The 12,525-nt window shown below is 59.3% G+C and carries 13 protein-coding genes; 2 read left to right on the forward strand and 11 right to left on the reverse strand.

Features of this window, described 5'->3' with window-relative positions:
* The first annotated feature begins 152 nt into the window (after positions 1-152).
* Positions 153-1,310, forward strand: a complete 1,158-nt coding sequence (locus QD461_RS19120; RefSeq protein ID WP_414089173.1) for a PA0069 family radical SAM protein — start codon at positions 153-155, stop codon at positions 1,308-1,310.
* Between the two features lie 106 nt (positions 1,311-1,416).
* Positions 1,417-2,076 (forward strand): ribonuclease HII, encoded by a 660-nt coding sequence (locus QD461_RS19125; protein ID WP_414089174.1) that lies wholly within the window; start codon positions 1,417-1,419, stop codon positions 2,074-2,076.
* Between the two features lie 22 nt (positions 2,077-2,098).
* On the opposite strand, the gene QD461_RS19130 is transcribed toward QD461_RS19125, so the two are convergent.
* The 11 genes from QD461_RS19130 to QD461_RS19180 all read right to left on the reverse strand — a co-directional run bounded on the left by QD461_RS19130 (position 2,099) and on the right by QD461_RS19180 (position 12,299).
* Entirely contained in the window at positions 2,099-2,863 is a 765-nt protein-coding gene (locus QD461_RS19130) for an aminoglycoside phosphotransferase family protein (protein ID WP_414089175.1), read from the reverse strand.
* A 122-nt stretch (positions 2,864-2,985) separates the two neighbouring features.
* Positions 2,986-3,474 carry a F0F1 ATP synthase subunit B gene (locus QD461_RS19135; RefSeq protein WP_184700829.1) on the reverse strand — a complete coding sequence of 163 codons (489 nt, stop codon included), beginning with the start codon at positions 3,472-3,474 and terminating at the stop codon, positions 2,986-2,988.
* Between the two features lie 3 nt (positions 3,475-3,477).
* Positions 3,478-4,071 (reverse strand): F0F1 ATP synthase subunit B, encoded by a 594-nt coding sequence (locus tag QD461_RS19140; protein WP_184700827.1) that lies wholly within the window; start codon positions 4,069-4,071, stop codon positions 3,478-3,480.
* Between the two features lie 78 nt (positions 4,072-4,149).
* Entirely contained in the window at positions 4,150-4,377 is a 228-nt protein-coding gene (locus tag QD461_RS19145; RefSeq protein ID WP_015338972.1) for a F0F1 ATP synthase subunit C, read from the reverse strand.
* A 66-nt stretch (positions 4,378-4,443) separates the two neighbouring features.
* Positions 4,444-5,196: a F0F1 ATP synthase subunit A gene (locus QD461_RS19150; RefSeq protein ID WP_184700825.1), complete on the reverse strand. Its 753-nt coding sequence runs from the start codon at positions 5,194-5,196 to the stop codon at positions 4,444-4,446.
* Between the two features lie 78 nt (positions 5,197-5,274).
* Positions 5,275-5,619 carry an AtpZ/AtpI family protein gene (locus tag QD461_RS19155; RefSeq protein WP_414089176.1) on the reverse strand — a complete coding sequence of 115 codons (345 nt, stop codon included), beginning with the start codon at positions 5,617-5,619 and terminating at the stop codon, positions 5,275-5,277.
* A 311-nt stretch (positions 5,620-5,930) separates the two neighbouring features.
* A complete protein-coding gene (locus QD461_RS19160) occupies positions 5,931-7,109 on the reverse strand; it encodes a cell wall hydrolase (protein ID WP_414089177.1) in 1,179 nt (392 codons plus the stop codon).
* Between the two features lie 361 nt (positions 7,110-7,470).
* Positions 7,471-9,336 (reverse strand): potassium transporter Kup, encoded by a 1,866-nt coding sequence (locus tag QD461_RS19165; protein ID WP_414089281.1) that lies wholly within the window; start codon positions 9,334-9,336, stop codon positions 7,471-7,473.
* Positions 9,337-9,389: 53 nt separating this feature from the next.
* Positions 9,390-10,367, reverse strand: coding sequence for a magnesium transporter CorA family protein (locus tag QD461_RS19170; RefSeq protein ID WP_414089178.1), 978 nt, complete (start codon positions 10,365-10,367; stop codon positions 9,390-9,392).
* Between the two features lie 411 nt (positions 10,368-10,778).
* On the reverse strand, positions 10,779-11,939 hold the full coding sequence (gene apbC, locus QD461_RS19175) for an iron-sulfur cluster carrier protein ApbC (protein WP_414089179.1): 1,161 nt from the start codon (positions 11,937-11,939) through the stop codon (positions 10,779-10,781).
* A gap of 66 nt (positions 11,940-12,005) precedes the next feature.
* A complete protein-coding gene (locus tag QD461_RS19180; protein ID WP_414089180.1) occupies positions 12,006-12,299 on the reverse strand; it encodes a hypothetical protein in 294 nt (97 codons plus the stop codon).
* Between the last annotated feature and the right edge of the window lie 226 nt (positions 12,300-12,525).

Raw genomic sequence — 12,525 nt, forward strand, 5'->3', positions numbered from 1 at the left:
AATCTCCTCGCGATCGCATCGGGAGCCTCGAACGAACGGGGATGATAACGGCGACTTCGCATTTTTGTTCTTGCATTGTTCTTACTTGTCGGATAGGAATTTAATCATCTTAGACGCGGCATGCAGCGCCATGAACCGCCCTGGAGCCACCGATGAACGAGCAGTCCCTCGCAGCGCAGGCCGCATTCGCGCCTGCCAATACGCCAGACATTGCCAACGCTCTGATCGCCGATGCCGGCCTCAGGGTCGACGTCGAGCGCCGGCGCGGGCGCGGCGCGGGCCTGAACCCGAACGGCCGCTTCGAGAAGCAGCAGCGCGAGACCTTCGACGACGGCTGGCAGACGCTGGAAGAGCTCCCGCCCTTCAAGACGGAGGTGCAGGTCGAGAAGCCGCGCACCGCCATCACCCGCAATGAATCGCCCGATATCCCCTTCGATCGCTCCATCAATCCCTATCGCGGCTGCGAGCATGGCTGCATCTACTGCTTTGCCCGCCCGACCCACGCCTATATGGGCCTATCGGCAGGGCTGGATTTCGAAGCGAAACTGTTTGCCAAGCCAGACGCAGCCAAGCTTCTGGAACGCGAGCTGGCAAAGCCGGGCTATAGGCCTCGGGTCATCGCCATCGGCACCAATACGGATCCATACCAGCCGATCGAAAAGGAATGGCGGATCATGCGCCAGACCCTCGAAGTGCTGAACCGCGCGAACCATCCGGTCGCGATCGTCACCAAGTCGGCGCTGGTCATGCGCGATATCGACATTCTGAAGGAGATGGCCGCCAAGAACCTAGTTCGCGTTGGTCTTTCAGTGACGACGCTCGACCGGAAACTGGCGCGCACCATGGAGCCGCGTGCAGCCACGCCAACACGCCGGCTGGAGGCAATCCAGGCGCTGAGCGAAGCCGGCATCCGCACCTCGGTCATGGTGGCGCCGATCATCCCGGCCCTCAATGATCACGAGATCGAACGTATTCTCGAAGCCGGCAAGGCGGCCGGCGCGCAGGAGGCGAGCTACGTCATTCTGCGGCTGCCGCTGGAGGTGAGCCCGCTGTTCCGCGACTGGCTGCTGCAGCACTACCCGGATCGTTATCGCCACGTCATGTCGCTGATCCGCTCGATGCGCGGCGGCAAGGATTATGACGCCGATTTCGGCAAACGCATGAAGGGCGCCGGACCCTATGCCTGGCAGATCAGCCGGCGCTTCGAGATGGCGACGCGGCGGCTCGAGCTGACCCGGCGCAACATCGCATTGCGCGACGACCTGTTCGTGCCGCCTGACGGCAGCGGCGTGCAATTGTCGTTGCTCTGATACTTCCTCGCGGGTTGTCCCTGTACCCGCCGGAAAAGCCCCCTGGTTCGCCGCTCTGATCCACCGGGGGCTTGCAGGAGATCGGGTGGTGTGCGAGCTTCGCCGCATGCCACGCAGTACATCGCCCGATTCTCCCACGCTTTTCGACGATGGGCCTATCGTTCCGTCCTTCGAGCTGGAACTGATCGCCCGGCGCGCCGGGCACTGGCCGGTTGCCGGCGCAGACGAAGTTGGCCGCGGACCGCTCGCGGGACCGGTCGTCGCTGCCGCCGTCATTCTCGATCCTGAACGTATTCCCGACGGGCTGAATGATTCCAAGCAGTTGACCGCGGCAAGACGGGAAAGACTGTTTGTTGAAATTCTGGCAACTGCGACCGTTTCCATCGCCTCATCAAGTGCAACGCGCATCGATACCACGGATATTCGCAAAGCGAGCCTTGATGCGATGCGCCGTGCTATTTGCGGCCTAGCCGTGCCGGCAAGCTATGTGCTGACTGATGGCCTCGATGTGCCGGCCGGCCTCAGCTGCCCGGGAAAGGCCGTGGTCAAGGGCGATGCGCGCTCCTTCTCGATCGCAGCCGCTTCGATTGTCGCCAAGGTCACGCGCGACCGGATGATGGCGCGTGCGGGCAGCGTCTTTCCCGCCTACGGCTTCGCTGCCCATGCCGGTTACGGTACTGCGCAGCATCGCGCCGGCATCGAACAGCATGGCCCCTGCTCTCTGCACCGCATGAGCTTCCGCCCGCTGAGGAAAGACGTGGTCTGAGGCGACCGAGATAGTTCACCCCTCAATCAACAAGCCCAGCGGTGATCTCCAAAGACCATTTCAGTACATAGGCTATGTCGCGGCGATAGATGCGATCGTGACCATCCTGCAAGTTCCGGCGATAGCGCTCGACGCCGAGCGAAGCCTCCTGCTCCATGAAAGCAAGCAATGCTTCCAGCCTTGCAACGATGGCTTCCGGAATGAGGTGGCGGGCGTCAATCGACATTCCATACGCATCGACAAACATGCGTGCACGCCTAATCTGATCGTCCAACCTGCCCAGGCCTTCCACCTCAACATCCGAAGACAGCGGTGCCCACCGGTAGATGGCATAGGCGATATCCCAGGAGCGCGGGCCTGGATGAGCGGCCTCGAAGTCGATGATACCAGTCACCTCGCCATCGTTCAGAACGACGTTGTAAGGCGCGAAATCTCCATGACAGATGATCTCAGCAGGCTCTCTGGAGGATAGTTGCCATACGCGCGCCCTCTCAAGACAAGGCAGGAGCAGCGCGGAGCAATCGTGATAATGGCGAAGAAGAGAGGCTGCGGATCGCAGGGCCTTTTCGGCGCGCATTTCGCGACTGCTATCGAGATCACCCGTTGCGCCGGGCAGATAGCTCACCCTCTCCCAGACAGCATCGAAGCTGATCGGCGCGGGCGCCGCGGTAAAGCCATGTTCGGGTAAGGCCGCCAACAAAGCGTGTATGCTCGGCGTCCACGGACACGCCTGCCGCAGGACAGTGTCGCCATCGCGAAGCGGCCCTTGATCGTGCGATGTTTGCATCTGCCCCCCTTCCCGTGAAACGATCTAGACGTGCATGGTAACGCTAGTCAAACGGCGGAAAGTGAGATGAAAACAAAAAACCCCACCGAGGCGGGGTTTTCGAAGTGCAATCTCTCACACGCTCAGTTCAGTTTGGTCTTCACTTCATTGACTGCGTCATTGAAGAGACCTGCCTGAACGCTTCCGCCGGCCTTGTTTGCAAGCACGGTTTCAGCGGCGGCAATCGCCAGGTCAACGGCAGCGGAGCGAACCGCCTTCATTGCATCGGCTTCAGCCTGCTTGATCTTCTGCTCGGACAGAGCCGTACGGTTGGCGACGAATTCCTCCGTCTTCTTCCGGGCTTCCGTCGTCAGCATCTCGGCTTCGCGCTCGGCAGCGGCAACGATATTCGCTGCGTCTGCTTCGGCTTCCTTACGCTTGCGCTGATATTCAGCCAGCAGATGCTGAGCCTCTTCGCGCAGACGCTTGGCCTCGGCCAGTTCGTTGCGGATCTGATCGGCGCGGTCGTCCAGCGACTTTGCCATCATGCCCGGAACTTTCAGGTAAACGATCAGAGCGAGGAAGATGAGAAGGCCGACAAACGCGAAGAAAGTATTGTCTAAAGCGAACATCGATCAACCCTCCTGCTTGGCGGACGCGGCGGCCACAGCGGACGCGACGTCGGCTTTGCCGGCGACATTGCCAACCAGCTGCTCGACGACAGCACCGGCCGTCTCTTCGGCAATCGCGCCGACATCGCCAAAGGCTTTCGCCTTGATCTCTGCGATACGGGCTTCGGCAGCCTTGAGCTTTTCGGCCAGGCTTGCTTCAATCGCCTTGCGATCTTCCTCAGCCTTGACTTTTGCAGCATCGCGGGCGCTGGCACCGATGGTGTTCGCCTTGGCGCGAGCTGCAGCCAGATCGGCTTCATAGGTCGCGACGGCAGCGTCGGCTTCGGCCTTCAGACGCGAAGCTTCCTCGATATCCTGGGCGATCCGGTCATGCCGGCTTTCCAGAATGCCGCCAACCCGCGGGATGACGATCTTCTGCATGGCCACGTAGAAGATGACGAAGGTGATCACCAGCCAAAGCAGCTGTGACGGATAGGTCGTATGGTCGAACGGCGGGAATACGCCGCCGTGATGGCCTTCATTCGGCGCACCCGTTTCCGTGTGCACCGCTCCGGCGGCCGGCGGTGCTTCGTCAGCATATGCCGGGGTCACAAACATGCTCACCTCCAGGTGGTCTGCAAATACAAAGAATCACGGCTCGCTAACCGCGAACCGTGATCTATGACGCCGCTGATATCAGACGGCGAAGAGCAGGAGGAGAGCGACGAGCAGCGAGAAGATGCCCAGAGCTTCCGTAACGGCGAAGCCGAATACCAGACGGCCGAACTGGCTGTCAGCAGCCGACGGGTTGCGCAGTGCGCCGGACAGGTAGCTGCCGAAGATATTGCCGAGGCCGAGAGCCGTGCCGGCCATACCAAAGCAAGCCAAACCTGCGCCGATGAACTTTGCTGCTTCCGCGTCCATGTTGAACTCCTTTGAAATGGTTGTGCGGTGAATGACTGACGCCGTTAGACGCCAATGTCTTTATCCTTAGTGGCCACCCGGATGGATTGCGTCATTGAGGTACATGCAAGTCAGTACCGCGAAGACGTAAGCCTGAAGGAAGGCGACAAGGAACTCGAGACCGGTGATGGCGACGGTCATGATGAGAGGAAGGATAGCGCCACCGATGCCGACTGCGCCGAGAGCTCCGAGCGAGGCAACGAAGCCTGCGAACACCTTGAGCGTGATATGGCCAGCCAGCATGTTGGCGAAGAGACGAACGGAGAGCGAAATCGGGCGGGAGAGGAACGAGATAATCTCGATGATCACCACCAGCGGCAGAAGGATGCCGGGAACGCCGTGCGGTACGAAGAGCTTCAGGAAGCCGAACCCGTGCTTGATGAAGCCGTAGAGAATGACCGTAAGGATAACCAGCAGCGCCAGCGCGAAGGTAACGATGATCTGGCTGGTAACGGTATAGAAGTAAGGAACGAGACCGAGCAGGTTCGCCGTCAGGACGAACATGAAGAGCGAGAAGACAAGCGGGAAGAACTTCATCCCCTTCGTTCCCGCCCCCTCTTTCAGCATGGAGGCAATGAACTCATATGCCATTTCCGCGACTGACTGGGAGCGGCTCGGGATGACGCCGCGCGGTGCTGCGGCAAAATACAGGAAGCCGGCGGAAAGCACAGCGGAGGCAACCATGAACAGCGAAGCGTTGGTGAACGAAAAATCAATTCCACCGATGTCGATCGGGATAATCTTGAAGATCAGGAACTGATGGGTAGGATCGTTTGCCACCGCTTGTTCTCTTTCATTTTCCCGCTCCACCGAGCGGATGCCTCTTATTTGGAAGCAGCGACATAGCGCCGCCTCCGCTCATTTCTTGTCAGGCGTACGTTCATCGAGCATAGGCGTCGCCACCCTGCCTGCAGACCGCAGCACATTCAGTACGCCAGCGCAAAATCCGAGAAGCAGCAGAATAATCATGCCCCACGGCGCTGTACCAATAAAACGGTCGAAGACGTAGCCCAGAACGGCGCCAACGATGATTGCGGCTATGAACTCGCTGGAAAGCTTCATCGCCTGAGCGTAGCCCTTGCGGCTCACCTCGGCGCGAACCTCCCCGTGTTCACCCTCTCTCATCTCGGAGCGCTTGTTTGCCAGTTCGGCCCCCAGTTGCGCTCGTCGCTGCTCCAGACCTTCGTCGCGGTCATCCGCCATGGTGGTATCCTCCCTGTTCTCGTTGCGCGCTATCCCATTACCCCGGTCAACGCGTAAACGAACAGCAGGTTTCGCCACCTTTCGGCCCGTTTTGAAGTCGCGCGCAACATAGTTTTAGGAAAAAGCATAGTCAAGGCGTAGACGTCATCTGTCCAGCCATAAATTAGCCTAATTAAATCATGAGCTTAAACAGAAAAAGCCGTGCCGGGTGAAAACTGAGCCGAAGAATCCTCTTCAGCCCAGGCTTTCCTGTGGCCATTTTGCAGGCGATCGCACGCTTTCGTTCGGCGAGAACACCCGAACCAGGCGCCTCAGCTCCAGCCGCCGCCATAGGTTCTATAGAAGATGTGCATCCCTATACGACCGACCTTCACCATTTCGGCGGCCCAGCTCGGACGGACATAGACTGCATGATAATGAGTGGCGGAACCGACTTCCGGCAGCCAGATCTTGCCGGCGGTCACCGCCATGGCGACCTGACGGGCAATACGCCAGTGCTCCGGCGAGTTCACCCGTTCCTTGACATTGTCGCAGGCGAAGGAAAACTGGCAGGCATTGTGCCAATCCTCGTTCTGGTAGACGACGCCGCAGATGCTCTTGGGATAGGCCGGATTGCGAACCCGGTTGAGGATGACCTGGGCGACGGCCGCCTGCCCCTTCACGGATTCGCCGCGCGCCTCGAAATAGATACCCGTCGCCAGGCACTGCTGCTCATCCGAAGAGAATACTGATGGCGGCAGGACATTTGCCGCCCAAGAGTGATCCTTCGGTCCGATCTGCGGCACGAAACGCCCTTCGCCGTCCTGATCCTTGGCAAGGATGCTGTCGAACGGCGATGTGCGGGCATAGTCCGGCACCGGCGAGGCGTAAGCGGCAGCCAAGACATCGGCGTTCGGATTGGTGACGAGGTTTGCAAGATAGGTTGGCACACTGTCATCCGGCTTTATCGGCTGCTTCTTATAGAAGGCAGTGGCGATCTGGATTTCCTTGCCGCCGAGTTTCGGCTTCAGGAAAGCGGTGCGCTCGCCGGTATCGGATTGAGGGCGAAGCAACATGCTCGCACGCTGCAGCACCGAGCCGGCGGAAAAATCCTTCGGCGGCTGCATCGGCGCGACGGTGACCACGCGGCTCTTCTTGGCCCGCCTGTTGACGCGGTCTTCATCCGGGCGCGGGTCGCTACCTTTTTGCTCGGACTGGAAGGCGATCCGGCGACCATCGGGCAACATCAGACCACCGTCGCCGACGGCGGTGGCGGCTTTCGCATCTCCGAAGGCGAGTTCGGCCTGGTGCGTGGAACCGGCTGGCGACGCGGTCATCACCATGCGCCAGTTGGCCCCTTCCCGATCGATGCCCGCGAGCAGGCCGGCGAGATCGCCATAGGCGGCCTGTGCTGGAAAGATGAGCCAGGCGCAAAGTCCGAAGACGGCTGGCGACGTCCAGTTCTCCGGCAGGAACCGCATTTTTCGGCTGATATAACGCGAACGAGACAACACCGGACTCCAAACGGCACTCGACACCAGGAGCCGGAATAATCTCCCATTAACCTTGATGGATGGTTAATTCGGATGGTTACGTGCTACCGACGTGGCGGGCGTGCTCAAGCTGGCGTCCCGGAGAATTACGTAAAGACCTTGAGTAGCTCCGCCCCGGATGAAGGCCCAATGTGCTGGGCCTCCATATCGCAACGCATGATGAATAAGGTCTGCTTGAGCATTCTCGATGTCCCCCTCCGAAAGCAGCGAGCTATTCACTTTTAAATTGAATATCATCACGCTCTACTCGCGCAATAGAAAAGCAAAAGGCCCGGCGGATATCCGCCAGGCCTTTGGAGAAGCAATGACCGCGTGTGCGTCAGATGATGACGTGCGAGCCGAGTTCCACCACGCGGTTGGCCGGCAGGCGGAAGTAATCCGAAGGGTCGGTCGCGGCGTTGGCGAGTGCGATGTAGAGTCGGTCCTGCCAATGCGGCATGCCCGACTTCGCATCCGGCACCAGCTTGCGGCGACCGAGATAGAAGGAGGTCGACATGATGTCGAACTTCAGACCGGTTTTTCGCAAGGTCGCCAAGGCCTGGGAGACGTTCTGCGATTCCATGAAGCCGAAGCGTAGCTCGACGCGCGAGAAGCGCTCGGAAACCTTTTCGACAGAATAACGCTCTTCCTGAGCGACGCGCGGCTTGTTGGTGGTGCGGATCGTCAGGATGACGTTCTTGTCGTGCAGGACGTGATTATGCTTCAGGTTATGCAGCAGTGCGGCGGGTGCCGATTCCGGATCGCTCGTCAGGAAGATCGCCGTGCCCGGCACATGCGCAGGCGAGTGATCGCTCTTGCGCTCGATCGAGCTGACGAAGGACGACAGCGGGATATCGGTGTGCCGCGTCTTTTCCATCAGGATTCTCGTGCCGCGGCGCCAGGTCCACATGATGACAGTGAATGCCGTTGCAATCGTAACCGGAACATAGCCGCCGTCGTGGATCTTCAGAAGGTTGGCGCCGAGGAAGACGAATTCCAGCAGCAGCAGCGGCGTCAGCACGGCGACAGCCATCGGCAGCGACCAGTTCCAACGAACGCGGACGAACTCAAAGGCCATAATCGAGGTAACGACCATCGCGCCAGTGACCGAAATACCGTAAGCAGTCGCCAACGCGTCTGAGGTCTTGAAGCTCAGCACCAGGAAAATGACGCCGAAGAACAGAACGGTATTCACGGACGGCAGGAAGATCTGGCCGGTATTGGTCTCGGATGTGAAGAGAATCTCCATGCGCGGCAGGAAACCCAGATGGATCGCCTGGCGCGTGAGCGAGAAAGCCCCTGTGATGACGGCCTGGCTGGCGATGATCGTCGCCAGAGTAGCGAGAATGACCACCGGCAGGATCGCCCAGTGCGGATACAGCAGGAAGAACGGGTCGGACATGGCCTCGGGGTTGCGCAATACCAGAGCACCCTGGCCGAGATAATTCAAAGTCAGCGACGGAAACACAAGCACAAACCAGGCCCACTGGATCGGGCGGCGACCGAAATGGCCGAGGTCGGCATAGAGGGCTTCCGCACCCGTTACCGTCAGGAACACCGCGCCCAAGACGACAATGCCGAGAAAGCCTTCCCGTATGAGGAAGTTGATCGCGTACCAGGGGTTGAGCGCGGCCAGAATGCTGAAATCATCGGAAATATGCATGACGCCGGCAAGGCCCATGACGATGAACCAGAGAGCCATGATCGGGCCGAAGAAACGGGCGACGGCGCCGGTGCCATGCGATTGGATCGCAAAGAGCAACGCCATGATCGCGACCGATATAGGCACGATGTAATCGGACAGTTGGGGCGTGACAAGCTTCAGACCTTCGACCGCCGAAAGAACCGAAAGCGCCGGCGTGATCATCGCGTCGCCAAGAAAAAGCGCCGCGCCCAGCAGGCCGAGCAACATCAGAATGGCGGTGTGGCCATTCGCAGTCTTCATCAACAGGGCAAGCAGCGACAGCGTGCCGCCTTCGCCGTCATTGTCCGCACGGAGCAGAAAAAGGACATATTTGATGGTGACGATGATGGTCAGCGTCCAGAACATCAGCGAAATGACGCTGATGACTTCGCCGCGCGTCAGCCCATCTGCAGCGACCGGTTTCAAAGCTTCGCGAAAGGCGTAGAGCGGGCTCGTACCGATATCGCCATAGACCACGCCGATCGAACCGAGTGCGAGGTAGGCAAGCTTACGAGCGTCCATTTTCCCGTCGGGAGAATGATGGGTTTCGTTAGACATTCAGGATCACTAGACTCTCAGAGCCAGCCTTTCCAGCGAAAAAAGAAAAACGGAACGATGGCGGATATGACCATCAGCGTCAGCGACGCCGGGTAGCCGTAGGCGAAATGCAGTTCGGGCATACGCTCGAAATTCATACCGTAGACGGACGCCACGAGTGTCGGCGGCAGGAACACCACGGAAGCGATCGAGAAGATCTTGATGATGGCATTCTGCTCGATATTGATCAGTCCGAGCGACGCATCGAGCAGGAAGGTAATGTTGCCTGCGACGAAGGAGGCATGCTCCGACAGGGATTGAACATCCCGCGACACATTGCGGCAGAGCTCCTTGGTCTCCGGATCCTGCTGCATGGCGGGGATGGTATGCAGGAAGGTCAGCACTCTGGACAGGGAACTCAGGCTGTCACGTACCTTGCTGATCGTACGATGATAGCCTGCAATGTCCTTGAGCTTTTCTTCCAGATAGTTCGACGGACGGCGAATCTTCTTCAAACGATCGCCGAATACGTGCACCGACAATATATCGATACCGGACACCGCCTGTTCAAGGACCTCGGCGGTGCGGTCGACGATCGTTTCCAGCAGCTTGACGAGGAGCGCGATGCCGGTGCGCCGCTCCTGCGGAATGCGCGGCAGCGCCGCAATGAACAGCGCGAAGGATTTCGGCTGCGCATAGCGAATGGTCACAAGCCGATTTCCCGTCAGGATGAAGGCGACATCGGTCAGCATCGGCAGATTGGTGTCGGCCTTCCACAACAAGGAGCCGGTCAGAAAGACGGAACCATCTTCGATATAAAGCCGGCTCGACGGCTCTATATCCTTCATGTCTTCACGGGTCGGCACTTCGAGCCCAAGAAGGCGCTCGATATTGGTTTCCTCTTCGCGCGATGGTTCGACCATGTCGATCCAGACGGCATTGTCAGGCAATCGCGCAGCGGCCGAAAGATCCGGAAGCTCAAGAGGCTTGGAATCCGAGCAATAAGCAGTGATCAACTACGAGCTCCCGCCGCAGGGGCAAAACTACGGCCGAAGCGCGTTGCGCACGCCTGCCGCGATCCCACCAATGGCCAACGAAAAAAGCTCATAAAACCCCGGTCTTGTCCCGCCGGGCCGGCCGGGAATCCGTGTCCACGTTGCACTGCGCTGCTGTACCAGTCCTTCGTCCGCCCTGACGAAACCGCCGATCCGAACAAAGCAGAACCACCATTCGGCGGGGAACAATCATCGGAAATAACCGACCGGCTCCACGCCGGCGGCGCATATGCAGCAAAGCTCGCAAAGAATCAAGTCACAACCCCTTCATTGCGCGCTTTCACCGCGGATTTTGTAATCCCGCGAAGTCATATCACAGGATACAATCAAGACAATCCGTCACTCTATAGAAAGCAGACAAGGCGCCGTGAATTATTCGAACACGATCGCCGGGGCAGGACGCTGCGGCGTGTTAGCGATTTGCTTCCAGACCTTAGCGGCGATTTCGCGATAGATACCGGCGGTTACACCATCCGGCTCGGCGACGACGAGCGGCGTTCCGGCATCGGAACTCTCGCGGATGCCCATGGTCAACGGAACCTCGCCGAGGAAAGGCACGCCGATCCGCTCTGCTTCCTTGCGGGCGCCGCCATGACCGAAAATGTCGTAACGCGCGCCGGTATCCGGAGCGATGAAATAGCTCATGTTCTCGATGACGCCGAGGACGGGAACCTCGACCTTGCGGAACATGTTCAGCCCCTTGCGCGCATCGATAAGCGCTAGGTCCTGCGGTGTCGAAACAATGACGGCACCGGCAAGCGGCACCTGTTGCGCCATGGTGAGCTGCACATCACCAGTGCCGGGCGGCATGTCGACGACGAGCACGTCGAGCTCGCCCCAGGCGACTTCGCGCAGCATCTGCAGCAGCGCGGACTGAACCATCGGCCCGCGCCAGATCATTGCGGTTTCCTCTTCGACGAGGAAGCCCATCGACATGACCTTGAGGCCATAGTTCTGCATGGGATTGATGATGCGGCCATCGATCTGCGTCGGACGACCGGAGATCTTCAGCAGGCGCGGCATCGACGGGCCGTAGATGTCAGCGTCGAGAATACCGACGCGCAGGCCGTTGGCCACAAGGCCGAGAGCAAGGTTGACTGCGGTCGTCGACTTGCCGACGCCGCCCTTGCCCGAAGCCACGGCGATGATGGCGCCGACACCCGGAACGCCGATCTTACCGGCGCGCGGCTGCTGCTGCTGGCCTTGCGGATGAGCGTGGGCATGGCCGTGACCATGAGGAGCGGCTTGGGGCGTGGCCGGGCGCGGCGTCGGACTGCCGGCCTTCTTGTCAGCCGTCAAGGCAACCATGGCGCCCTTGACGCCGGGCATGTCCTTGACGACACGCTCGGCCGCAAGGCGCATCGGTTCGAGATCCTTGGCGCGCTCAGCGGGAACGGTGATGGAGAAATACACCTTGCCATCCGAGATGAAGACATCCGACACCATGCCGAGCTCGACGATATTGTGCTCCAGGTCCGGGCCACGAACCGTCTTCAACGTTTCCAGCACCTGTTCCTTGGTGATGTCTGCCATGCCATCCTCGCTGCGCGCTGCATCGAAAGTGCGGCATGCGCCGCAATCTCTCGAAATCCATCTGGCTTAGATAGTGGAGTGGCAGGAGTTCGCCAAACGAAATTCAGCGCCGTCGTTAAAAAGCGCTTCGGTTGCGGCCGGCAGGTCCGCCGGGTCTATGACCCTACCAGCCGCAACACACTCCCAACCTGGGAAGACGTTTGCGGGCCGACATAGAGCAACCATCGGAAAGAAATAGGGCAAGGACGTGAAAAACGGTCTGTCTATGTCGTCGATCTTGCTAAGCGTGTTAAATAAGCAACAACCGCCGCCGGTGCCTGCGCCTGGAGAAGCGGTGGCGATGGCATCGGCGACGGTCATTTGATCCGCGCCATTGTTCGGCGCTGTTATCAAAGTCCCCTCCGGACTTCTATCTCTTGATAAGCAGGAAGCGTGCCAACTTTGCAGCTCTAAGAAAATATCAATTATTATAATTAGTTAGACGAAATTCCCGCACTCTGACCGACTTAGCGCAATAAATGCCTCCGCACATTTTATGCGCACCGTGCAAAATTGAGGCAGAAAGCCGTGCAAATCTCGATCACCA

It is taken from the genome of Rhizobium sp. BR 314, assembly GCF_047445805.1.
GTDB classification, from domain to species: domain Bacteria; phylum Pseudomonadota; class Alphaproteobacteria; order Rhizobiales; family Rhizobiaceae; genus Rhizobium; species Rhizobium lusitanum_B.